Origin of the sequence: Chryseobacterium caseinilyticum (genome assembly GCF_014837145.1) — a bacterium.
Classification (GTDB): Bacteria; Bacteroidota; Bacteroidia; order Flavobacteriales; family Weeksellaceae; genus Chryseobacterium; species Chryseobacterium caseinilyticum.
This window is the reverse complement of sequence record NZ_JACYFS010000002.1, coordinates 298,612-320,687: the sequence shown is the minus strand read 5'-3', so window position 1 is coordinate 320,687 and position 22,076 is coordinate 298,612. Positions and strand designations below refer to the sequence as shown.

General features: G+C 36.5%; 24 protein-coding genes. 14 read left to right on the top strand and 10 right to left on the bottom strand.

Going from position 1 to position 22,076, the window contains the following annotated elements; genetic code table 11:
• Positions 1-171: 171 nt before the first annotated feature.
• The 4 genes from IC610_RS09565 to IC610_RS09550 all read left to right on the top strand — a co-directional run bounded on the left by IC610_RS09565 (position 172) and on the right by IC610_RS09550 (position 3,362).
• Positions 172-1,074 (top strand): ABC transporter ATP-binding protein, encoded by a 903-nt coding sequence (locus IC610_RS09565; protein ID WP_056077072.1) that lies wholly within the window; start codon positions 172-174, stop codon positions 1,072-1,074.
• A gap of 2 nt (positions 1,075-1,076) precedes the next feature.
• Positions 1,077-1,922, top strand: coding sequence for an ABC transporter permease (locus IC610_RS09560; protein ID WP_191736650.1), 846 nt, complete (start codon positions 1,077-1,079; stop codon positions 1,920-1,922).
• A 129-nt stretch (positions 1,923-2,051) separates the two neighbouring features.
• Positions 2,052-2,690, top strand: a complete 639-nt coding sequence (locus IC610_RS09555; RefSeq protein WP_191736649.1) for a hypothetical protein — start codon at positions 2,052-2,054, stop codon at positions 2,688-2,690.
• A gap of 39 nt (positions 2,691-2,729) precedes the next feature.
• Entirely contained in the window at positions 2,730-3,362 is a 633-nt protein-coding gene (locus tag IC610_RS09550) for a murein L,D-transpeptidase catalytic domain-containing protein (protein WP_191736648.1), read from the top strand.
• A gap of 89 nt (positions 3,363-3,451) precedes the next feature.
• Here the strand turns inward: IC610_RS09550 and msrB are convergent, their stop codons facing one another.
• Positions 3,452-4,549 (bottom strand): peptide-methionine (R)-S-oxide reductase MsrB, encoded by a 1,098-nt coding sequence (gene msrB / locus IC610_RS09545; protein WP_191736647.1) that lies wholly within the window; start codon positions 4,547-4,549, stop codon positions 3,452-3,454.
• A 411-nt stretch (positions 4,550-4,960) separates the two neighbouring features.
• Between msrB and IC610_RS09540 the strand changes: the two genes are divergently transcribed.
• Positions 4,961-5,254: a hypothetical protein gene (locus IC610_RS09540; protein ID WP_056077064.1), complete on the top strand. Its 294-nt coding sequence runs from the start codon at positions 4,961-4,963 to the stop codon at positions 5,252-5,254.
• A 92-nt stretch (positions 5,255-5,346) separates the two neighbouring features.
• Here IC610_RS09540 and IC610_RS09535 read toward each other — a convergent pair whose 3' ends face one another.
• From IC610_RS09535 to IC610_RS09520, 4 genes are all read right to left on the bottom strand, one after another.
• Entirely contained in the window at positions 5,347-6,543 is a 1,197-nt protein-coding gene (locus IC610_RS09535) for an efflux RND transporter periplasmic adaptor subunit (RefSeq protein ID WP_191736646.1), read from the bottom strand.
• Positions 6,544-6,840: 297 nt separating this feature from the next.
• Entirely contained in the window at positions 6,841-8,109 is a 1,269-nt protein-coding gene (locus tag IC610_RS09530) for an ABC transporter permease (RefSeq protein ID WP_191736645.1), read from the bottom strand.
• A 148-nt stretch (positions 8,110-8,257) separates the two neighbouring features.
• Entirely contained in the window at positions 8,258-9,487 is a 1,230-nt protein-coding gene (locus IC610_RS09525) for an ABC transporter permease (RefSeq protein ID WP_056077059.1), read from the bottom strand.
• Between the two features lie 179 nt (positions 9,488-9,666).
• On the bottom strand, positions 9,667-10,356 hold the full coding sequence (locus tag IC610_RS09520) for an ABC transporter ATP-binding protein (protein WP_191736644.1): 690 nt from the start codon (positions 10,354-10,356) through the stop codon (positions 9,667-9,669).
• A 432-nt stretch (positions 10,357-10,788) separates the two neighbouring features.
• Here IC610_RS09520 and IC610_RS09515 point away from each other — a divergent pair, with 432 nt between their 5' ends.
• The 9 genes from IC610_RS09515 (at position 10,789) to IC610_RS09475 (ending at position 18,129) form a co-directional block, all read left to right on the top strand.
• Positions 10,789-11,763, top strand: coding sequence for a ribonucleotide-diphosphate reductase subunit beta (locus IC610_RS09515; RefSeq protein ID WP_056077054.1), 975 nt, complete (start codon positions 10,789-10,791; stop codon positions 11,761-11,763).
• Between the two features lie 11 nt (positions 11,764-11,774).
• Positions 11,775-12,149 carry a hypothetical protein gene (locus IC610_RS09510; RefSeq protein ID WP_191736643.1) on the top strand — a complete coding sequence of 125 codons (375 nt, stop codon included), beginning with the start codon at positions 11,775-11,777 and terminating at the stop codon, positions 12,147-12,149.
• 200 nt (positions 12,150-12,349) lie between these two features.
• Positions 12,350-12,637, top strand: coding sequence for a hypothetical protein (locus IC610_RS09505; protein WP_191736642.1), 288 nt, complete (start codon positions 12,350-12,352; stop codon positions 12,635-12,637).
• Positions 12,638-12,964: 327 nt separating this feature from the next.
• The gene (locus IC610_RS09500; protein ID WP_191736641.1) at positions 12,965-14,623 is read left to right on the top strand and encodes a ribonucleoside-diphosphate reductase subunit alpha; all 1,659 of its coding nucleotides are present in this window, start codon (positions 12,965-12,967) and stop codon (positions 14,621-14,623) included.
• 355 nt (positions 14,624-14,978) lie between these two features.
• Entirely contained in the window at positions 14,979-15,428 is a 450-nt protein-coding gene (locus tag IC610_RS09495; protein WP_191736640.1) for a hypothetical protein, read from the top strand.
• Positions 15,425-15,625: a helix-turn-helix transcriptional regulator gene (locus tag IC610_RS09490; RefSeq protein WP_191736639.1), complete on the top strand. Its 201-nt coding sequence runs from the start codon at positions 15,425-15,427 to the stop codon at positions 15,623-15,625. Before IC610_RS09495 ends, IC610_RS09490 begins: the two co-directional genes overlap by 4 nt.
• Positions 15,626-15,768: 143 nt before the next feature.
• Complete coding sequence (locus IC610_RS09485) at positions 15,769-16,695, top strand: sterol desaturase family protein (RefSeq protein ID WP_191736638.1); 927 nt, start codon at positions 15,769-15,771, stop codon at positions 16,693-16,695.
• On the top strand, positions 16,692-17,054 hold the full coding sequence (locus IC610_RS09480; protein WP_191736637.1) for a DUF2147 domain-containing protein: 363 nt from the start codon (positions 16,692-16,694) through the stop codon (positions 17,052-17,054). The genes IC610_RS09485 and IC610_RS09480 overlap by 4 nt, the downstream gene beginning before the upstream one ends.
• Before the next feature lie 184 nt (positions 17,055-17,238).
• A complete protein-coding gene (locus IC610_RS09475) occupies positions 17,239-18,129 on the top strand; it encodes a DUF72 domain-containing protein (RefSeq protein ID WP_191736636.1) in 891 nt (296 codons plus the stop codon).
• Here the strand turns inward: IC610_RS09475 and IC610_RS09470 are convergent.
• From IC610_RS09470 to IC610_RS09450, 5 genes are all read right to left on the bottom strand, one after another.
• Positions 18,126-18,719, bottom strand: coding sequence for a hypothetical protein (locus IC610_RS09470; protein WP_191736635.1), 594 nt, complete (start codon positions 18,717-18,719; stop codon positions 18,126-18,128). The two genes, IC610_RS09475 and IC610_RS09470, sit on opposite strands and share 4 nt — an antisense overlap.
• 37 nt (positions 18,720-18,756) lie before the next feature.
• Positions 18,757-19,401 carry an HD domain-containing protein gene (locus IC610_RS09465; protein WP_191736634.1) on the bottom strand — a complete coding sequence of 215 codons (645 nt, stop codon included), beginning with the start codon at positions 19,399-19,401 and terminating at the stop codon, positions 18,757-18,759.
• A gap of 105 nt (positions 19,402-19,506) precedes the next feature.
• The gene (locus tag IC610_RS09460; RefSeq protein ID WP_191736633.1) at positions 19,507-20,352 is read right to left on the bottom strand and encodes an alpha/beta hydrolase family protein; all 846 of its coding nucleotides are present in this window, start codon (positions 20,350-20,352) and stop codon (positions 19,507-19,509) included.
• Between the two features lie 84 nt (positions 20,353-20,436).
• Entirely contained in the window at positions 20,437-21,324 is an 888-nt protein-coding gene (locus IC610_RS09455; RefSeq protein WP_191736632.1) for a PfkB family carbohydrate kinase, read from the bottom strand.
• Between the two features lie 45 nt (positions 21,325-21,369).
• The gene (locus tag IC610_RS09450) at positions 21,370-22,005 is read right to left on the bottom strand and encodes a DUF4241 domain-containing protein (RefSeq protein WP_191736631.1); all 636 of its coding nucleotides are present in this window, start codon (positions 22,003-22,005) and stop codon (positions 21,370-21,372) included.
• Between the last annotated feature and the right edge of the window lie 71 nt (positions 22,006-22,076).

The window sequence follows — 22,076 nt, the reverse complement described above, 5'->3', positions numbered from 1 at the left end:
GATTCGAGATTTGAAGTTCGGTATATTGAAAGACTTATCATTTTATAGCTTCCACTGTGTCACTCTGAGCCTGCCGAAGAGTCTCTCCTCCTGCTCTTGATCAAATTCTTTCTTTTACTTTGTAACAAACCTGTGAGTTTTCCTACTATTTAAACGTAAAGCAAAATAAACATGGAAAAAGTTTTATCAGTAAAAAATCTGACAAAAAAATTCAAAAGAGTCGTGGTGAACGGAATTTCTTTTGATGTTGAAAGAGGCAACGTTTACGGACTTCTCGGTCCGAACGGAAGCGGAAAATCTACCACTTTCGGAATGCTTCTTTCTACTATCAATCCTACTTCAGGCGAGTGGTATTGGTTTGGGAAAAAAGGTACAGATCCGGAAACCCTGAAAAGAATCGGTGCTATCATCGAGCAACCCAATTTCTATCCTTATCTGAGTGCAGAGAAAAATCTGAAAATCGTAGCTGAAATTAAGGGAACTCCCCACAGCAGAATCGACGAAGTTTTGGCTACCGTTGGACTTCTTGAAAGAAAAAAAGATGCCTTCAAAACATTTTCACTCGGGATGAAACAGCGTCTTTCGATTGCATCTTCCCTGCTCAATAATCCTGAAGTTTTAATTTTGGATGAGCCTACGAACGGACTCGATCCTGAAGGAATAATTCAGATCAGAGAAATCATTTCAACGATCGCAAAACAGGGAATTACCATCATTATCGCCAGTCACCTTCTGGATGAAATTGAAAAAATCTGCAGCCACGTGATCGTTTTAAAACAAGGAACGGCCATTTACGGCGGAAGAGTGGATGAAATGACCAGCAATAAAGGATTTTTTGAACTGAAAGCTGATAATAATGCTGTACTTCTGCAAACTTTAGAGAGTCTGAACTGGTTCAGTTCTGTAACTTCTGAAGGTGAGTTTGTAAAAGCTCATATCCGTGATGATGCTTCAATTTCAGCATCTATGCTGAATCAAAATCTGGCAGAAAAAGGCATTTATCTTTCTCATCTGAATAAGAAAAAACTTTCTCTTGAAACTCAATTCCTTGAACTTGTAAAAAACACTAAATAATCATGATTAAACTATTAAAATTAGAATACTATAAAAATCTGAATTATACACCATTTAAGATTTTTACCATTATGTATTTTGCGATACTGGTTATTTTTCTGTGTATCGGTTTGATTGACGTGAAAGTTTTTGGAAGCACCATCAATCTGAAAGAACAGGGAATGTACAACTTCCCGGGCGTGTGGAATTTTACAACCTGGACAGTTGCATTGCTGAAAATATTTTTGGGGCTGATTATTGTTTTTTCAATCTGTCAGGAATTCAGCAACAGAATGTTTAAACAAAATACAATTGACGGTTTAAGCCGAGAAGAATTTATTGGCTCAAAACTTTTGACTATCGGTATTTTCACATTGATTTCTACAATTCTTGTGTTTGTGATCACTCTGTTTTTGGGATATCAGTATTCAAACACAACAGATTCAGCTCTTGTTTATCAGGAAATATTTTTCATTGGAAATTATTTCCTTAAACTGTTTACATTCTTCTGCTTTATGATGTTTTTATCTATATTACTTAGAAAATCCATCTTCGTTTTCTTAGCTTTTTTCGGGATCTGGGTGGGAGAATCTATTCTTGCCGGAATTGAAACCTACACCAAAGTTGCCGGAACGCAAGCCGCAGAACGCACGAAAATTTTACAGAACGACTTTTTCATCAGTAAACTTTTTCCTTTGGAAAGTATGTCCAGTTTAATTCCCAATCCGATGGTAAGGACAAATATGGCAAAAATGATGAATTTAAAATACGAATTTACCTATCCTACAGAAAGTTTAATTGCCTGCATCGTTTGGTGTGCAATATTTATCGGAGGATCTTATTTGATTTTGAAGAAGAGAGATTGGTAAGTTGATTTGAAATTTGACGTTTGAAATTTGAAATTTGAATAAAATTGAAATATTACTATTAAAAGAAAGTGATTCTTTATGGATCACTTTTTTTTACATAAAATCTGCTGATTTTCTTAACTTTAAACAATGAAAAGGAAGAAAATTTATTATTTCCCGGGACTTATAAGTGCTGCAATAATTCCCATTTTATTTTGGTATTTCGGAAACAGAAAATTTAATGAAATAAACCTGTTTGAAAAGCCCATTCGGTTAGGTGCAGATGTTAAAAAAGACTCAAGTAATTTTTCAATGACTTTTGAACCTTTCAGAGACTGGAATTACAAAAAGATTATAGTTTCTCCCGGAAGAGCATTGGAAAACCAGAATTATTATATTTCAGAACTAAAAAAACTTCAACAAAACAACCAGAAGGAAACCGGAATTGAATTTTCTCTCGGTGATCAAAACAACCTGCAGGATTTTGTCACTGTTTTAGATGCTTTGGAAATGTCAGAACAAGAAATGTACGGAATTGATGCAGAGACATCGTATCATATTTTTGCACCTCATCGCTATATCGACCCAGATGCTGAAAAAATAAATGATTTTTTGATGTGTGGAACAGATTATTTTGTTGAAGAATCAAAAGGTCAAACAAATTTTTATAAAGAGGCTTCAAGTCAGTTTCAAAAACTGCCGAAGGAAGGACTCGTTTTATTATTTTCCTTCATAATATTTCTGAACCTCTCAATGTTTTCAATTAAAGAAAAATTTCAAACATATTGAACTTACAGATCATCTATTCTATTAAAATCATATAAAGTAATGCAGAAAAAATTTTGGATAAAAACTTTAATTAATTCAGCAATGATTGCTGGTATCATTTCCTGCTCACAATCTCAGGATAAGACTATGTTGTCTGTCGCTTTCGAAAATAATAAGACCTACGAAAAACCAGTTTTAGATTCAGTAAAAACACATAATAAAGCTAGTGAAGCTTTGGATTTCTGCAAGAAAAATAAATTCAATACAGATTTTGCAATTTTAATTGATATGAGTCTGCACTCAGGTCTGAAAAGATTTTTTGTATATGATTTTAAAACTAAAAAAATAACCCAGCAACATCTTGTCGGTCTTGGCTGCGGAAACAACAGCTGGAGCTCGGATGATTCAAAAGACAGTCCGGAATTCAGCAATATAGATGGAAGTTATCTTTCGTCTTTGGGTAAATATAAAATCGGGGCGAGAGGTGTAAGCGAATGGGGCGTGAAAACAAAATATCTGATGCACGGCCTCGAAAATACCAACAGCAACGCCTTAAAAAGAGTTATCGTTTTTCACTCGTGGGAAAGAATGAGTGATGATGAAATCTTCCCAAAAGGATCGCCGGAAGGCTGGGGTTGCCCCACGCTGTCCAACAATGCATTTTTACAGGTCGACCCAATTCTGAAAAGTTGATCAAAACCGGTTCTGATGTGGATTTATCAATAAAAAAAGACCGCCTCGCGGCGATCTCTAACCAAACACTAATAAACTATGAAAACGTATTATTTTTTATCTAAAAGAGAAATATAATCTCCGTAGCCTTTATCTTTCATTTCCGCTTTCGGAACAAACTTCAGCGATGCTGAATTGATGCAGTATCTTAATCCGCCTTTATCTTTAGGTCCGTCGTCGAAAACGTGACCTAAATGGGCGTTCCCAGTTTTACTTCTTACTTCTGTTCTTTCCATTCCGGCTGAGCGGTCTACTTTCTCGTCGATCAGTTTCTGCGTAATCGGCTTAGAAAAACTTGGCCATCCACAACCTGATTCAAATTTGTCTGTTGAGATGAAAAGCGGCTCGCCTGTTGTGATATCCACATAAATTCCTTCACGTGTTTCGTCCCAGTATTCATTTTCAAACGGCATTTCAGTTCCATTTTCCTGAGTTACTCTGTATTGCTCGGAAGTCAGGTTCTTTTTTAAGGTACTTTTATCCTGCTTTTCATATTTTGTAGATTTTGCAGGAAGTGGATTTGCATTTTTTGCCATCTCAAACAATCCCGGTTCAATGTGACAGTAACCTCCCGGATTTTTTACAAGATAATCCTGATGATAAGCTTCTGCACTGTAGAAATTTTTCAAAGGAATCGTTTCTACCAGCACCGGTTTTTTATAGTTTTTAGCTAATTTTTCAACCTCCGATTTTATGATTGCTTCTGTTTCTTTATCTGTTGAATAAATCCCCGTTCTGTACTGATTCCCTCTGTCATTTCCCTGTTGGTCTTTGCTGGTGGGATCGATCGTTTTAAAATACAGATCAATGAGTAATTTTAAATCTACCTGTTCCGGATCGTATTTTACTTTTACCGTCTCTACAAAACCTGTTGTGTGACTGATTACTTCTTCATAAGTTGGATTTTTCTTATTTCCGTTGGCGTAACCAACTTCCGTTGCAACCACTCCCCTAATTTGCTGAAAGAAATGCTCAGTTCCCCAGAAACATCCTCCCGCAAAATAAACCTCCTTCAGATTTTTGCTATCCATCTCTTCTTTTTTTTCACGTTCAGATAAACTTTCTTTAGATTTTACAGCCTTTTCACACGAATTGGCAAAAGCTGTAATTCCGAAAACGAAAGCTATCAAAACCAGTATATTTTTCATTTTATCTTTATTGAACATTATTTAATATTTATCATTTTTAAAACCATCAAATGTGATCAAATTTCAGGCAAATAATCTGTAAACTCAAAAGATAATCTCTATCCGGTTTATAATGATTTACGAGATTTTTTCATCAGTGGATTTTAAAAGCTAAGTATTGTTGAGTTAATAAAATGTTAATTTAAAATCAGACACTTATCATTGAAATCAAGCCTAAATTTAGATAAGAAATTTTGGTAAAGGTTAGGTCAAAATTTAATAAATTTTAAAACTGAAAGAATGTGAACATTAATTATAGGTTTTCTGAAATACTTCCACCGAAACTGACAAATAATGAATTGTAAGGCACGACAATTGGTTTTAATGAAAATGATATATTTGCATAATCTTAAAAATTGAAAAGCCTGAACTATGGGAAAGAAAAAATATAAAAAACAACTGCTGAATTCTCTGAAATCGCTGAGTACAACGGAACATTACATTCTGGAAAGCATGACTAATCTGATGCTTCTGGGAGAATTCAAGAAAAACAAAATTGAATTTAAAGACGGTGACACTTTCAGTTTTAAAGATAATATTTTTGATTACAGTGAAGATAAAAACGTCAGAAAACTGGCAGAGCTCAGAAGAAAAATGATGAAAACGATGAACAAAATTGTCGTTAAAAATAAGTTTAAAGACAAGGAAATCAAGTTTTTAAGCTAATTTCTTACAGATCAAATTTCATCAACTGTCAAGTACAAATGCAAAAAAGTCCCGAATTACCGGGACTTTTTGTATATAATGATTTGTAGAAATTACTTCTTCGATTTTTCTTTCAGTTCTTCTTTGTCTTTATCTGACGGATTCCAGACTTTCACCTCAGCATTTTTATCGATACCGGAGAGAATCTGAACATTGATACCGTCGCTGGCACCCAGCTTCACATTCACTTTTTTGAATTTTCCGTCTGCCTGTTTCACTTCAACGAAAGGAATATCTTTTCCGTTCTTTTTATCGTACTGGATTAAAGATTCATCCAAAAGCAGAGCATTTTTTTCTGATTTTAAAACGATTTCGCCGTTGGCAGAAAAACCGGCTCTGATGTATTCATTATTTGGATTTTTCACATCACCTTCTACAGGAAATTTAATGGTTCCGTTTTCGTCTTTCCCTTTTGGAGCAATCATCGTAAGCGTTCCAGGAAAAGTTTTGTTCTGAAGTGCACCGATCACAATGTTCATGCCCATTCCCTGCTTCAGTTTTCCTGCCTGAGCTTCATCAATTTCACCCTGGAAAATCAGTGAATTCAAATCTGCAATCGAACAGATCGTTGTCCCCGCATTGAAGGAGTTCGCTTCAATTACCTGACTTCCCACTTTCACAGGAACTTCAAGAACTGTTCCTGCAGCTTTTGAACGGATCTGTGTAGTTGCTAAGCCTTGTAATTCAGGAATAGCACCGGTTTTTACGATCTGTAAAGATTTCTGAGCCGTTACCAGTTGCTGATTTGCATTTCTGAGAGCCTGTTGCTGTGTATACAGTTGCTGTTGAGCTGTAAGATATTCCTGTTTTGAAATTACACCTTGTTTATAAAGTTTTTCAGACATTCCAAACTGAGTCTGCGCGTTGGAAAGATTCATTTTAGCATTGCTGATCTGAAGCTGTGAATTCTGAACATTTTGTGTTGCATTATTAACCTCCGCAATGTTTGGAATAATTCTCACGGTAGCAATCAACTGTCCCGCCTCTACTCTGTCGCCCTCATCTACCAATATTTTATCAATAATTCCGGCAATGTTGGGTTTAATTTCAATCTCTTCCTTTGGAATAATTTTTCCCGTAGCCATGACCTTGTCATCCATAGTCTGAACGGTAGGTTTTCTCGTTAAAAAGGTTACGCTTTCCTTGGAATTTGATTTTACCAGATATCTGATTCCCAGGATGAGGATGCCTGCGAAAATTATTCCGAGGACAATGTAGATCGCTTTTTTCCAGCTGAACTTCTTTTTCATATATAGTTTATTTTTTTAATTTTTATTTAAATTGAATTTTGAAGGAATACAATTTATATTTGATATTTGCGCTCTCCCCGCGACTGTGATGCCGCCCTTGGGGCTTTCTTTAAAAATTTCTTCCAAATCACAGGGCTTCACCCTGTGCTGATGACTGATGTCCCTATAGGATTTATCCTTATTCGAAGAGACTTCGTAAAAACATCAGATCACACATGTATCTTTTACATTTACATTATCTCCTGCCTTGATTCTTTTTACTTTTTACCTGGCTCTTTTTCCCTGGCTCTTCAAAACCTACTCCGATCTCAACGCCTCTATCGGCCGTATTTTCACAGCTCTCTGCGCAGGAATCATTCCGATAATCAGGCCTAAAAAGACCATCACAGACATGGCTGAAAAAACGTTTCCGTAGTTCACAGTTGGATTATAGAACGGAAATTCTTCCTGTCCCTGTGTTGCCAGATCCAATCCCATGAGCAAAAGAATTCCGAAAATAAATCCTAAAAGCCCCGATGACAGCGTAATTACAACACTTTCAAGCAGTATCTGATTGCGGACTTCTGACGGCTTTGCCCCTAAAGCTCTCCGGATTCCGATTTCTTTGGTTCTTTCTTTAACAGTAATCAAAAGAATATTTGATATGGCGATAACTCCGGCAAGAATCGTTAAAGTTCCTACGATGATGGTTAAAAGCTGCATTCCATCTAAAAATCCCGTCAGTTTTTTAAATTCCTTTCCGAGATTGAAACTTCCAAACGCGTTGGTGTCTTCAGGCGAAACTTTGTTTTTATTCTTTAAAACGTTTTTAATCTGTACTTCCACCTCACTCACCTCAGCATCGGGCTTGCTTACCACTGAAAACACATCGATTTTATCTCCGTTATTGAATAATCTTGTGAAAGATGAAAGCGGAATATAGACAGTGCGGTCATTTTCCATCGGGCCACCTCTTTTCACTCTGAAAACCCCAATAACATTAAAGAAGACCCCTTTTACATTAATAGATTTCCCAAGAGGATTTTCATTTTTCTTTGCATCAAAAAAGTTTTTGTAGATCTCTTCTCCGATGACGGCTACATTTTTATTTTGTGATAAATCGGCATCATTCAGATATCTTCCGAAAATCAGTTTTTTCTCTGAAATTTTATTTCCAATAGGTGAATCTCCTGTCAGCGTGTAGGTGGCGTATTTTCCGTTTCTTGACATCTGTTCGCCGGCACTTCCAAAATTACCCCGCGAATTTTGCGGAGAGATATAGTCTACCTGCGGCACTTTACGCTCCAGAAGGTCAATGTCTGAAAGGTGAAGATCCATCTCTCTGCCCTTTGGAAAACCTTCGTAAGGTATAGAAGTATTCTGTGCCCACAGAAAAATGGTATTGGTCGCAAATCCTGAGAAAAGTTTATCAAAACCATTTTCCATACCCTTTGCAGCACCGAGAAGACTCACATAGAGAAACATTCCCCATCCCACACCAATCATGGTAAGAAAGGTACGGAGCTTATTATTCCTCAAAGAATAATAAATTTCCTGCCATGTATCTTTGCTAAATAGAATATTCATTTTTTTAATATCAATTTTTTACTTTGTAAAAGTGATTTTGCTCTGCAGTGAAGTTTGCTTCACAAGTCAATTTCTTTAAATCAATCGTGAATTTTATTCCTTAAAAATTCACTTACGAAGTAAAATTGACCATTCACTATTCACTTTTTTACTCCGTTCTCAATGCCTCAATCGGTTTTATTTTCGAAGCTCTGTAGGCCGGAACAAATCCCGCAATCAAACCTGAAAGCACCAGTGCTACGAAAGCCATTACAATTTCAGTGGTGCCGACACTCGGGTTTTTGATGAAGTATTCTTCCAGACTGTCACCGATGAGATGCAGGGTTAAAATTCCAATCCCGACGCCTACAAGTCCTGAAACTACTGTGATGACAACACTCTCCTGCACAATCAGTCCGACAATACTTGAAGGTTTTGCTCCGATTGCTTTTCTTACTCCGATTTCCTTAGTACGCTCTTTTACGATATAGACCATGATGTTGCTGATGCCGATAATTCCGGCAAGTAGAGTTCCTAACCCAATAAAGCCGACAATTGCAGTAAGAACAGCCATAAACACGAAGGTATCACTCATATTCTGGGCATTGTTCCATACGCGGACACCGTTTTCATCATCAGGTGACACGTTTTTTCTCGATTTGAGTTTCTCCTTCAGTTCATCCCCGTATTTGATCGCTTGATCGGGTGTCAGTTTTTCATCGTACGCGATAAAAGTGGTAGTCACCGTATCAGAACCTTTTTTCATCTGCTGGAGCGTGGAAATCGGTACCGAAATATGTCTTTCATCCCAGTCACCACCGTCATCTGAGAAAACGCCGACAACTTTGAACATCGTTCCGTTGATGTCGATATCTTTTCCTACAGGATTTCCGTTTTTAATTAAATCCCGCTGCACCATCCTTCCGATTACCGCTACATTCTGCTTGTTTTTCAAATCATTCGGAGAAAGATATCTTCCATCCAAAAGCTTTCTGTTTTCAATAAATTTCTCATCGGTAACCGAGCCGTTTATCTGATAATTTCCACTTTCTTTTCCGTATTTTACCAAGAGACTGGCTGTGTATCTCGGACTTGCGTAACCTACTTTTTCTTTATCTGCATTGACCAGAAAATCGTAATCATCATTATTCATTATCACTTCACGGTCAGCTTGCAAACCTTTGTAGGCAATGGTTGTTTTTCCTGTTGCAATCGTAATCAGGTTCTGTGCATCTCTCGCAAAACCTTCTGTAAAAGCATTCTGCAGGCCTTTACCAATTCCGAAAAGAACAATAAAAATGAAAAGCCCCAATGCCACGGTAAAGCCCGAAAGCACCGTACGCAAAACATTGCTCCGGATTGAACTGAATATTTCCTGCCAACGGTCTAAATCAAACATAATTTAAATTTAAGAGTCAAGTAAAAAGATAAAAGAGCCAAATAAAAGACAATAAGTCTGCTCAATAACTACATCTGATTACTCAATTTTATTTTTATTATTAAAACATCATTTATATCAAAAAACATTCGTTTTTTCACTTTTTTAAACTTGATTCTTTAGCCTTTTTACCTGGCTCTTTACAAAACAATCTGCTTAATAAACTCATCACTCTCAATAACTCCGTCTTTTAAAATGACGTTTCTTTTGGTTTGGGCGGCTACGTCGGGTTCGTGGGTTACGACGATGATTGTTTTTCCTTCGTTGTTAATGTCCTGAAGGAGTTTCATGATATCGTGGGTTGTTTTTGAGTCTAATGCTCCGGTTGGCTCATCTGCCAAAACGACTTTTGGGTCAGTGATCAAAGCTCTTGCGATTGCCACTCTTTGTTTCTGTCCACCCGACAGTTCGTTGGGAAGATGCGTTGCCCATTGTGCAAGACCTACTTTTTCAAGATATTCCATTGCCTTGAGGTTGCGCTCTTTTCTCGGAACGTTTTGGTAATATAAAGGAAGTGCGACGTTGTCTAAAGCGGTTTTATAACCAATCAGGTTGAAGGACTGGAAAACGAAACCTAAAAATTTTGAGCGGTACTCCGCAGCTTTCACTTCATTGAGGTGCTCGATAGGAATTCCGTCGAGGTCGTAAACGCCGCTGTCTTTCTCGTCGAGAATTCCGATGATGTTCAGTAACGTAGATTTTCCGGAGCCGGAACTTCCCATAATGGAGACAAATTCTCCTGCCGAAATGGTAAGATCAATGCCCTTCAGCACGTGAAGTTTACTTTTTCCTGTATCGTATGATTTGTGTAAATCCTGAATTATTAGCATGAAGTGGTCCTTGTTTTTGTACTCTATAAGTAGTAGGCAGAAAAGATTTGTTACAAATACCGCAATTAATTAGAAAAAAAGATGTGTTTAATATTAAATAACTTAATAATCAGACCAATACAAAAAACTGTTTAACTCCAGATTTCACAGAGACGGTTTTTAATTGCCATAATGCACTCTAAACCAATAGCAGAGCGAGTTTTAGGTAATTGTGGAAAACTTTTAAGGTTAAAAGACAGCCAATTAGTCTTTACCCCTTTTTAAATCAGTTCTTTTTTTCGAACTTTGTGCTTCGCACGGTACAGGAGATGAATGAGCATGACGGTTGACAAGTTCAAGATTTAAACGTCAACGAATCAGAAAGTTATACATCGCCTGAGTTTTATACACAGTGATCATTTTTTTTTAAATTTAAAGACATTACAATTCGATATGGGAATTTTTGATAAAAGAGTAAGCTACAAGCCATTTGAGTATCCTGAAGTTCTTCAGTTTACAGAAGCGATCAACAAATCTTTCTGGGTACACTCGGAAGTGGATTTCACGGCAGATGTTCAGGATTTTCAGTCGCAGCTGGAGCCGCACGAGAAAAATGCGGTAAAAAATGCACTTTTGGCGATTGCTCAGATCGAAGTTTCGGTAAAGTCGTTTTGGGGTAATCTTTACAACCACCTTCCAAAGCCGGAACTGAACGGTTTGGGAGCGACGTTTGCAGAATGTGAATTCCGTCATTCGGAAGCGTACTCACGTTTGCTTGAGGTGTTGGGTTACAATGAAGAGTTTCTTCATGTAGTGGAAGTTCCTGCCCTGAAAAAGAGAATTCAGTTTTTATCTAATGTGCTGAAACACGCCAATTCTGCAACTCCGAAAGAGTATGTGTCGTCTTTGCTTCTGTTCAGTATTCTGATTGAGAATGTGTCTTTATTCTCGCAGTTTGCGATTATTTTATCGTTCACAAGATTTAAAGGTTTCATGAAAAATGTTTCCAATATTATTGCGTGGACATCTATTGACGAGCAGATTCACGCAAACGGCGGAATTTACCTGATCAACAAAATCCGTGAAGAGCAGCCGGATCTTTTAACTGATTCTGATATTGAAGATATTTATACTTTGGTAGACCAATCGATCGAACTGGAAGGTGAAATTCTTGACTGGATTTTTGAAATGGGCGAACTGGATAAATTCTCTAAACAGGATTTGATTAACTTTATGAAATACCGTGTTGACGAAAGTTTAACCAAAATCAACATGGAAAAACGTTATAATACTACTGCAGAACAGTACAGTCCGATGAAATGGTTTGAAGAAGAAGTTTTCGCTAATTCTATGGATGATTTCTTCGCAAAAAGACCGGTGGATTATACGAAGCACGATAAGAGTATTACGGCGAATGATCTTTTCTAGGGATTGGACTTATGATTGATGAACAAGTTTTCAACGCTAAAATTTCTGAGTTAGAAAATCTCAAAGGAAGCAATGTGTCACAAACAATAGAGTTAATAAGGAAGACAAGTAAGCACTCTTCTAATTATTATCTTATTCTAGATGCATTTGTTACAAAATTAGGACTGGGGTTTGTCAATTCAGTAATGATAGATAAAAATGATAAAATAATTGGTTACATTCCACAATTGACATTTCATCCTAGAAATGTTTTCAATGAGATTGAGCCAGTCAAAGAATTTTCATATGTAGCCATGGATGTAAAATCTAGTTCAAAATTACTGGCTAAAGAGGTCATCTACCAAATTATGAGATTTGATGATTTAGAAAATTTTATTGAATGGTGAAAAGATAGTATTAGCGATGTCATGCTGAGCCTGTCAAAGCATCTGCGGAAACATGAAATTGCTTTGTTCCTTGCAATGACAAAACAAAATAAATGAGGATAAAAACCTAACGGGTTTTCAAAACCCGTTAGGTTTGGCTGGGATTGCATTTAACGGATTTCGGAAAAGGCTGTTCCTCACAATGACAAAAAGGAGAAAATATGATTAATGTAATCGTAACTTACACCGTAAAACCTGAATTTGTTTCTGAAAACAAAAGCAATATTCAGAAGTTTTTGAATGACTTTAAAACTTTAAACCAGACAAAATTTGAGTATAAAGTTTTTGTGAAAGAAGACGGTGTTACGTTTGTTCATTTTTCAAATTATGAAAATGAGGAGGTTCAGAATGAGGTTTTAAACATTCAGTCTTTCAAAGAATTTCAGAGGTTAAGAGACGAAAGCGGATTGAATGATTCTCATAAAGTAGAATTTTTACAGCCTGTTTAAATATCACTAGGAACGGGCTTTAGCCCGTTTGCAAAAAGAGGAAGTTCATTTGGCTTTAGCCAAAACTTATTAATGGATTGCCTCGTTCCTCGCAAAAACGGGATTCAATGGTGAGGGAAAACAAAACGTCGTCTTAGCCCTGATTGCAGCGGCATCCTTTTTTGTGATTGCGGTGGCAGAAAAGTGAAAATGATAAAATAATGTTGTCCTCAATCACAAAAAAGATATAGCGGAAAGCAGGTAGAACAGTGAGGAGACAGACAAAATTTTCTGCTCCTAAAAAATAATAACATAACAGTGTACCTGGTACATTTTACAATATAAAAGATGGAAGAACAAAACAACAATATCTGGTGGCTCAACGAAGAATCTGAGCAAATGCTGAACAGAGGTTACCTTCTGAAAGGGGAAACCGTAGACGGTGCAATCGACAGAATCACGACTGCCGCAGCAAAAAAATTATACAAACCTGAACTGCAGCCGGCTTTTAAGGAGATGATCATGAAAGGATGGATCAGTTTTTCTTCTCCGGTGTGGGCGAATATGGGAACGCAGAGAGGTCTTCCAATCTCTTGTTTCAACGTGCATATTCCGGACAGCATTGAAGGAATTACCCACAAAATGGGTGAAGTGATTATGCAGACGAAAATCGGGGGCGGAACTTCGGGATATTTCGGGGAACTTCGTAACAGAGGAACGGCAGTGACCGATAACGGAAAATCTTCGGGTGCGGTTTCGTTTATGAAACTGTTTGACACGTCTATGGATGTCGTTTCTCAGGGCGGTGTGAGAAGAGGTGCTTTTGCGGCTTATCTTGATGTTGACCACGGTGATATTGAAGAATTTTTATCAATTAAAGACATTGGTAGTCCGATTCAGAACCTGTTTACAGGAATTTGTGTACCGGATTACTGGATGCAGGATATGATTGAGGGTGATGCCGACAAACGTAAAATCTGGGCGAGAGTTTTGGAAAGCCGTCAGCAAAAAGGTCTTCCTTATATTTTCTTTACGGATAACGTGAACAGAAACAAGCCACAAGTTTATAAGGACTTAGGATTAACCGTTAATGCGAGTAATCTCTGTTCGGAAATTATGCTTCCTTCTACCAGAGAGGAATCATTTATCTGCTGTCTTTCTTCTATGAACTTAGAATTATACGACGAGTGGAAAGATACGAACGCAGTACAGTTGGCGATTTATTTTCTTGACGCTGTTTTGTCTGAGTTTATCGAAAAAACGGAAGGAAATTATTACCTGAAAGGAGCGAGAGACTTCGCGATGCGTCACAGAGCGCTTGGTTTGGGAGTTTTGGGATACCACTCTTACCTTCAGAAAAACATGATTCCTTTTGAGAGTTTTGAGGCAACGCAGTTTAATGCAAGAGCTTTCAAACACATCAGAGCTCAGGCAGATATTGCATCGAAAGAACTGGCAAACATCTACGGTGAGCCTGAACTTCTGAAAGGTTACGGAATGAGAAATACAACGGTAATGGCGATCGCTCCTACAACTTCAAGTTCTGCGATTTTAGGTCAGACTTCTCCGGGAATCGAGCCTTTTGCGTCAAATTACTACAAAGCGGGTCTGGCGAAAGGAAACTTTATGCGTAAGAATAAATATTTGGCTAAATTGCTTGAAGATAAAGGTCTTGACAACGAAGAAACATGGAGAACAATTATGTTGAACCACGGTTCTGTACAGCACTTAACTGAACTGACTGACGAAGAAAAAGCAGTATTCAAAACCTTCAAAGAAATTTCTCCGATGGAGATTATTTCTCAGGCTGCACAAAGACAGCAGTACATTGATCAGGCGCAGTCTCTGAATTTACAGATTCCGTCTACGATGCCTGTGAAAGATGTGAATTATCTTTACATTGAGGCATGGAAGAAAGGTGTGAAAACTTTGTATTACCAAAGAAGTTCGTCTGTTTCTAAGGAAATGATGGTGAATTTTGTGAGCTGTTCGGCTTGTGAAGCTTAAGGGAAGAGCCAAGTAAAAAGTAAAAAGAGCCAAGTTGGCTGTGTATATTAACCGTGGAATTTTTTCTGCGGTTTTTTGGTTTCAAACTAAAAATTTCCAACCACAAAAGTCACAAAAGAGAAGATTAATTGAAGAAGTTCAAAAAAAATTGAAAAGAGCAAAAAAGGTGTTGGGTTACAACATGCTACTTATTTGCACTTTAAAGAACTATAATTTTCGCTCCACCTTTTGTGACTTTTGTGGTTTTAAAAAATCCACATCAAAAAAGTTTATATTTTCTGATTGAATAAATGTAAAATAAACTTTACATATTGTAAAACATTCTTTACATTTGTTTTAATAAAAAATTACAAAAATGAATACATTACAACTTTTCCCAAACCGTTTTAAATTGATCGGATGGTTTATTTTTCTTCCTTCTTTAATTTTGGGATTGATTTCTCTTTCGGGAGTGATGAATTTTGAAGTCTCCTTGCCTGTGATTTACAATTCAGGATTTTTCAGCGATGAAAATAAGGGCTTTTTTAAAACTGCTGAGATTGATTTATTTCCGAATTTATTTGGTCTTTTAATTATCATCGGTGGAATTCTGGTGGGGTTTTCCAAAGAAAAAATTGAGGATGAATATATTTCAAGTCTGCGTTTAAAATCCGTTTTCTGGAGTCTGATTGTTTCCTACTCTATCGTTTTTATTTTATTCATTTCCGTTTTCGGAAGCCTGTTTCTTACCGTGATGATTCTCATTATGTTTCTGCCGCTGGTTTTATATGTTTTCAGATTTAATTATTTACTGCTTAAAAAATGAAAAACACGATAAAAATTGAGAGAGCTTTAAAAAGTATTACTCAGGAAGATTTAGCAAAAATAATAAGCGTTTCGAGGCAAACTATTAATGCTATGGAAGCTGGAAAATATGTTCCGTCGACGGTTTTGGCTTTGAAGATTGCGAGATATTTTGGGAAGAAGGTGGAGGATATTTTTGAGCTGGAGGAAGAAGAATAAATTTTAAAAACAGATTTTAAATTACAGGGTCGCAGATTATTTCTGCGGCTTTTTTATTGTTTTTCAAATATCACACGAATGGGTAATTGCATTTTTTATGCAGTAATATCAATTTTGATCAATAATCATTTAAACTCTATCACATGGAAACTATTACTTATTCTAAACCTGTAACTATTGATGAAATAACTGCATTGTCCCGTGATCATCCCAATTTACTAATATTTGCTGTTCCCGTTATGATAATCCTAACTGTTTTAGAATATAAAATTTCTCAGAATCATCATGATGGAAATTACGATAGAAAAGAGTCTGTAAGCAGCTTTTTCGTAGGATTAGGTAGTGTGGGAATCAACCTGATTTTTAAATCGATATTCTTCTTACCTATAATCTTCATCTACAATTCAGTTCCATGGAGATTATCATTTAACTGGTGGACGTTAATTCCCTGTTACATTATATATGATCTTGCCAGCTATTTTTCACATCTCGTCAGCCATAAATGCAGATTTTGGTGGGCAACACATGTAGTTCACCACAGCAGTGATACTTATAATTTTTCAGTATCATTCCGCTTAAGCTGGATGCAAAGTTTAAAACTGATATTCTTTTTTCCTGTAATGCTTTTCGGTTTCCATCCTTTAATTTTCCTTTTAACCAATCAGATTGCAACACTGTTTCAGTTTTGGGTTCATACCGAATATATAAAAAAACTTCCGGCATTTATTGAATTTATCTTTGCCACCCCCTCTAATCACAGAGTTCACCATGGATCTCAACCGGAGTATATCGATAAGAATTTCGGAGCAACATTTATTATTTGGGACAGAATCTTTGGGACTTACGCCTCTGAAACTATCAAACCGAAATATGGAATTGGCTATAAGCTCAAAAAAAAGTACAATATTTTTTATATCAACTTTCACGAATATTCAGAAATGTTTCATGATGTGAGAAATGCAGAAGGAATCAGAAGAAAAATTTATTTTTTATTCGGAAATCCATCAAAAATATATAAAGAAAAATTACTTGCGAAAAGAATTAAAAACAATAAATATAACACAAAATGAAAAATTTATTAATACTTCTGCTCATCCTTATTTTATCTTCAAATGCCGCAAAAACAGACAAAATTGTAGGGATATGGCTTAATGAAGAAAAAAGCAGAGCAATAAAAATTTATAAAATGAAAAACGAATATGTTGGGATTATGCATTGGATTGGCAAACCTGATCCAGAATTGAAGGAGGGCAAAATCATTTTAAAGGAGTTAGTGGAAACCAACGGAAAATATAAAAATGGCCGTGCTTTTGTGCAAAAATATGGCTGGATTAAATGTGAAGCTGAAGTTAAAGATAATATCTTATACATTACGGGCAGCAAACTGGGGATAAAAAGAGTTCGGAAATTTACGGTTTGGAAAGAATAATAATTTAACAGTCAGCATAATTTCAATCACTTTTCTTTACCGAAATTGAGCTTTGTTAAAAAGTAAATTTATAATGGACTGAAATTACCAGGCTCTAATCTAAAATAAATGAATTATGAAAGGATCTTAACTGCACTTCTAAACATAAATTCTCTTAACTTTGTAATATAAATAACCCAACCTCATGAAATTCGGACAAGTAGAAGACCCTTCAAAAATAGATTTCACATTACCAAAAGACCATTCGAGAACCAAAGAAATTTTAAAGCAAAATAAAAAGGGGCTTGAAAATATCTCCATAGGCTGTGCAAAATGGAATAAAACAGATTTGAAAGGTTTCTACCCAAAAGGTACGAAAGATGAACTGGGATATTATTCGACACAGTTTAATTCGATTGAATTGAACGCAACTTTCTACGGAATGCCGACTTCAGAACAGGTTTTAACGTGGAAGGAAAAAACGCCGGCTGACTTTAAATTTTTCCCAAAAATTACCAATACCGTTTCTCACTTCAGAAGACTTTTGAATATTGATGACGTGGTGACTCAGTTTGCAACAGCCGTTTTAAATTTTGATGAAAAATTAGGAATGGTTTTCCTTCAGCTTCACGATAATTTCAAGCCGAAAGACTACGAAAGGCTGGAACAGTTTGTGACGAAGTGGCCCAAAGAAGTGCCTTTAGCAATCGAACTCCGAAATACTGAATGGTTTACTGATGAAGAGATTTTTGATAAAACCTGCCAGCTTTTTGAGGATAATGACATTACCAACATCATCGTTGACACAGCAGGAAGAAGAGATATGCTTCATATGAGACTTACGACTCCAAACGCGTTCATCAGATACGTGGGAGCCAATCATGAAAGCGATTACGAACGATTGGATGACTGGTTGAAACATTTAACGAAATGGAAGAAAGAAGGTCTGCAAAATCTCTACTTTTTCGTTCATCAAAACCTTGAAAAAGCGTCGCCTCTGCTTTCTGCTCACTTGATTGAAGAGATGAATAAAGAATGGAAAACAGATATGCACATTCCTAAACTTGCTCAGGAAAATCCGCCGAGTTTGTTTTAATTTTTCTTCCGCAATATCAAAACAAGATTCAGAAAAATAAGAAGCAAATTGAGGGTAACCCAAATTCCAGAAAACATATTCTGGTAATTGTCTTCCTCAATCTCCTTTTTTGCAATCGCTGACAGTTTTTCACTTTGATTGATGTAATTCTGAACTTCAATCATCTGATCCATATTTTTATTGGGTACAGAATGCTGTGAGAAATAAACCAGATTTTTTTTGCCAAGATAACCAGCAATCCAGTATTCATCTGAGTTTTTCATGGAAAGATACTCCACACGGTAATATTCGGGGCGGATTTTTCCGATGTGGCTGGTTTCCAAGGCCTGTTCCGTCGCACTTCTGTTAACTTTAATAAGATAAAAATCGAGCGCCTGCGGAAGTTTATTGATCAGCTGAAGCGAAACAGAATGATCAACAATCCTGATTGTACTTTTTTTGATGAACCAATAGGTAAAAAGTGAAATGGCAAAAACGAGACTTAAAATCCTAAACAGTCTGGCCAGTTCGCCAGCCCGTCCTTTTCTGACTTTTGAAAGAAAAAGCGAGAGTACCAGAATTACAAAAACCAAAGAAAGAATAAATCCCATGAAACAAAGATATGAATTGATTTTTTAGCCTAAAACATTAATCAACATTCCATTCTTTATAAAACTGATCCAGAAACGAAATCATGAACTGATGTCTTTCTCCGGCTATTTTTTTGCCCTCATCAGTATTCATCAAATCTTTCAGAAGCAACAGTTTTTCGTAAAAATGGTTGATTGTAGTTCCGTCTGATTTTTTGTATTCATCTTTCGACATATTCAATTTTGGTTGAATATCAGGATGATACATCAGATTATTTTTAAAACCACCGAAATTAAATGTTCTTGCAACACCAATAGCACCGATAGCATCGATTCTGTCGGCATCCTGTACGATTTTCAGTTCAATTAGTGAATCTTTCGGAGCTTCTCCCCTGTTTTTAAATGAAATATTTTGAATCACAAATAAAACCTGCGTGATCACACTTTCATCGACCTCTAATTTTTCAAGTAATTCTCTTGAAATTTTTAGAGCTAAAGTTTCGTCACCATCATGAAATTTCGGATCGGCGATATCGTGAAGCAAGGCAGATAATTCCACTACTTCAAGATTACAGTTTTCGGTCTCAGCAATTTTTTTTGAAAGTTTCCAGACCCTTTCGATGTGAAACCAGTCGTGACCGGCTTCTGCGCCTTCCAGTTTTTGCTTTACGAATTCTATTGTTTTTTGGATTGTGCTGTTCATTTTTTAAGTTTTAATTATTTTTGCCACCAACGCACGAAAATTATTTAGCCGAATATTTTTCAGTTTTCAATAAAGAAAAAATTCGTGTATTCGTGTCTCAACCAACTATACAATTTCAGTCAGAATAATATCCCAAAGATTTTCATTATAGCTTCTGAAAAAATTAATGTGACCTATTTTTCCTTGTTCAGATTCCGAAATTTTTAGAATTTTGTATTGAGGTTTTAAATTTGAATAAGTTTCATTCAGTAAAGACTTCACTCCTTTTTCCGTCAGCCACGTATCATCTTCAGCATACAGAACTAAAACTTTCTGATTTAAATCTTTAGAATAATCACTCGTTTTACTCAGTAATTTATTGGTGGATTTCCGGTTCAAAATTAAGGTTCTCCAGTCATAAGCGCAATTTTTTGGAAGACTTTCTCCAAGTCCAAACCAATGCGCTGGAAAATAACCGAATAACTCTGTAAAAAATGGCTGAACAAATCCAAAACCGAAAAAAGCTTCAATTTTTGTTTTCCATTTTAAGTTTCCGATGAAGGCATTTTGCGTGGCGACAAAGAAAAATTTTTCAAATATTGCAGAATCTTTATTCATCCCTAAAATCAATGCTCCAACTGAATGTCCGAGGCAAAATTTCGTATGCTTCGGAAAAGTTTTAACTATAAAATCAGTGACCGTTTTAAAATCAGAATTTCCCCACGACCGCATGGAAGCTTTCGATTTTTTTAGATTTGCAGGCTTTGAAAGTCCGATTCCTTCGTAATCATAGGTAATTACAGTGATATTGTTTCTTTTGGCAAATGCCGCAAAGGAAAAATAAATCTGCTGCCGAACGCCGGTTGCAGAGTTGATGAGCAGAACTTTTTTGCTGTCACTTTCAATGTCAGCACTGAAGATATGAAGACAGATTTTAGCACCACTCAAATTGGTAAGATATATTCTTTCCATAAAGAAAAATTCCACCTCAAAGGTGGAAAAATAATGTGATTAAAAAAGCTTGGAAACGCTTTTTAAATATGCTGTAAATAACTTTTAAAGAAGATCCTTCAGGTATGGAAGCCCGGTCTGAGCGCCTGTTTTCAGAGAAACTTCTGCCGAAACTCTATTTCCGAGGTGTACACAGTCTTCAAGTTGATTTCCATGGGCCAAAGCGTATGCAAATCCGCATGTGAAGCCATCTCCCATTCCAATCTGATATTTCATATTTTCATTTTCCTCCCGCTGATATTTCATATTAGTTCCGTTCTGATATACGGTAGAATTGGTTTCATCACGCACAAAAAGTTTATTGGAATACTTTTCTAAAAGTGATTCAAGATTTTCACTGCCAAAAACCAGAGAAAGTTCGTTGCTTTTTGCCACAATAAAGTCAGCCTGATCTAAAATGATCTGATCAACTTTTCTGGCCGGTGATGCGTAAAGCCCTACTGTTTTACGGTATAATTTGCCTTTTAGAACAGCGTGTTTCAAAAGTGCATCAGAAATTTCGAGTTGTAGGAGAAGCATATCACTTTCGCGGATGTATTTATCTGCGGCATCGATGTTTTGCGTTGTAAGATATTGATTTGCTGCAGGAATTACTACAACAGAATAATCTGTATCTGTTTTTGTAATAAAGGCACTGCCGGTAGTTTCAAGATCTGTTTCAGCTACAAAACCTACATTTACATTTTCCTGAACAAGATTTCTCATAATCTGCTGCCCAGCAGGATCCATCCCCACACAGCCGATAAAATAAACGTGAGCTCCCAAACGGGACATTCCCACCGCCTGATTAGCGCCTTTTCCACCAAAAAAATACTCGTACTTCTGTGCAGTCACAAATTCATGTGAAGCCGGAAGTCTGTCGGTAGTTACAAAATGATCAATGGAGCAGCTTCCGATGACCACAATTTTGGGCTGGGATTTAGAAAAATTCATCTTACAGTTTTCAGAAGTCTAATTTAACTTAAAAAACTATATGTTTTACTGAATTTCAATAAATTCCGTAACTATCTTCACAGGGTTATTATTTGAGTCAAATCCGATGTAACTTGCATAAAATCCTTCACCATATCCGGTTTCAAAAGCGAAAATATTTCTGGGCTGCTCTTCATCAGGTTTCAAAAATGCGTACTGATCGATGGCTCCGTTTTCATCGAAAAAATGTTCGTGAAAAAATTCTTCATAAATTCCCATGAAATCATCTCCTTTTCTCTGGAAAAGCTTCTGCTCAAGGTCATTGAGACTGTTCTGACTTTCGAGGTCCATAAAACAGCCCATTCCGCTTTCTACCGGATAACCAAAGACTTCTTCGTTAGCGAGATCCTTAATATTCTGACCTTGTGTTGTAGCCATTTCCCAATTCAAAATCTCGTTTTTGGCAAAAACAATTTCGCCGTATGCCACGCAGTTGCTTTCTCTTTCTTTATGAAGCAGTACCTGAAATTCGCCTGTCGGGAAATCTGTGGTAAACGGTTTCATATCATTGGTCAGAACCGGATCGCAAGCCACCAGTTTTCCGCTTGAAAGATAGATTTTCCCAACCTCAAAACTTTCTATGAGTGGACTTTCCACGAAGTTTTTTGAGAACAGTTTTTTTATATTTTCTATATGTTGCATTATAATTTTAAGGTTAAGGCTGAGGCTGAGATTAAAGATCAATCTGAAACTTAATCTCAGCCCAAAACTTA

What these genes read in the sequence shown, in the direction of transcription:
- IC610_RS09525 (WP_056077059.1), bottom strand. Translation starts at nt 9,487, where the DNA reads ATGTTTGATTTAGACCGTTGGCAGGAAATATTCAGTTCAATCCGGAGC.
- IC610_RS09540 (WP_056077064.1), top strand. Translation starts at nt 4,961, where the DNA reads ATGGGAAAGAAAAAATATAAAAAACAACTGCTGAATTCTCTGAAATCG.
- IC610_RS09505 (WP_191736642.1), top strand. Translation starts at nt 12,350, where the DNA reads ATGATTAATGTAATCGTAACTTACACCGTAAAACCTGAATTTGTTTCT.
- IC610_RS09530 (WP_191736645.1), bottom strand. Translation starts at nt 8,109, where the DNA reads ATGAATATTCTATTTAGCAAAGATACATGGCAGGAAATTTATTATTCT.
- IC610_RS09555 (WP_191736649.1), top strand. Translation starts at nt 2,052, where the DNA reads ATGAAAAGGAAGAAAATTTATTATTTCCCGGGACTTATAAGTGCTGCA.
- IC610_RS09560 (WP_191736650.1), top strand. Translation starts at nt 1,077, where the DNA reads ATGATTAAACTATTAAAATTAGAATACTATAAAAATCTGAATTATACA.
- IC610_RS09465 (WP_191736634.1), bottom strand. Translation starts at nt 19,401, where the DNA reads ATGAACAGCACAATCCAAAAAACAATAGAATTCGTAAAGCAAAAACTG.
- IC610_RS09565 (WP_056077072.1), top strand. Translation starts at nt 172, where the DNA reads ATGGAAAAAGTTTTATCAGTAAAAAATCTGACAAAAAAATTCAAAAGA.
- IC610_RS09450 (WP_191736631.1), bottom strand. Translation starts at nt 22,005, where the DNA reads ATGCAACATATAGAAAATATAAAAAAACTGTTCTCAAAAAACTTCGTG.
- IC610_RS09510 (WP_191736643.1), top strand. Translation starts at nt 11,775, where the DNA reads ATGATTGATGAACAAGTTTTCAACGCTAAAATTTCTGAGTTAGAAAAT.
- IC610_RS09535 (WP_191736646.1), bottom strand. Translation starts at nt 6,543, where the DNA reads ATGAAAAAGAAGTTCAGCTGGAAAAAAGCGATCTACATTGTCCTCGGA.
- IC610_RS09480 (WP_191736637.1), top strand. Translation starts at nt 16,692, where the DNA reads ATGAAAAATTTATTAATACTTCTGCTCATCCTTATTTTATCTTCAAAT.
- IC610_RS09515 (WP_056077054.1), top strand. Translation starts at nt 10,789, where the DNA reads ATGGGAATTTTTGATAAAAGAGTAAGCTACAAGCCATTTGAGTATCCT.
- IC610_RS09490 (WP_191736639.1), top strand. Translation starts at nt 15,425, where the DNA reads ATGAAAAACACGATAAAAATTGAGAGAGCTTTAAAAAGTATTACTCAG.
- IC610_RS09470 (WP_191736635.1), bottom strand. Translation starts at nt 18,719, where the DNA reads ATGGGATTTATTCTTTCTTTGGTTTTTGTAATTCTGGTACTCTCGCTT.
- IC610_RS09520 (WP_191736644.1), bottom strand. Translation starts at nt 10,356, where the DNA reads ATGCTAATAATTCAGGATTTACACAAATCATACGATACAGGAAAAAGT.
- IC610_RS09475 (WP_191736636.1), top strand. Translation starts at nt 17,239, where the DNA reads ATGAAATTCGGACAAGTAGAAGACCCTTCAAAAATAGATTTCACATTA.
- IC610_RS09495 (WP_191736640.1), top strand. Translation starts at nt 14,979, where the DNA reads ATGAATACATTACAACTTTTCCCAAACCGTTTTAAATTGATCGGATGG.
- IC610_RS09460 (WP_191736633.1), bottom strand. Translation starts at nt 20,352, where the DNA reads ATGGAAAGAATATATCTTACCAATTTGAGTGGTGCTAAAATCTGTCTT.
- IC610_RS09550 (WP_191736648.1), top strand. Translation starts at nt 2,730, where the DNA reads ATGCAGAAAAAATTTTGGATAAAAACTTTAATTAATTCAGCAATGATT.
- msrB (WP_191736647.1), bottom strand. Translation starts at nt 4,549, where the DNA reads ATGAAAAATATACTGGTTTTGATAGCTTTCGTTTTCGGAATTACAGCT.
- IC610_RS09455 (WP_191736632.1), bottom strand. Translation starts at nt 21,324, where the DNA reads ATGAATTTTTCTAAATCCCAGCCCAAAATTGTGGTCATCGGAAGCTGC.
- IC610_RS09500 (WP_191736641.1), top strand. Translation starts at nt 12,965, where the DNA reads ATGGAAGAACAAAACAACAATATCTGGTGGCTCAACGAAGAATCTGAG.
- IC610_RS09485 (WP_191736638.1), top strand. Translation starts at nt 15,769, where the DNA reads ATGGAAACTATTACTTATTCTAAACCTGTAACTATTGATGAAATAACT.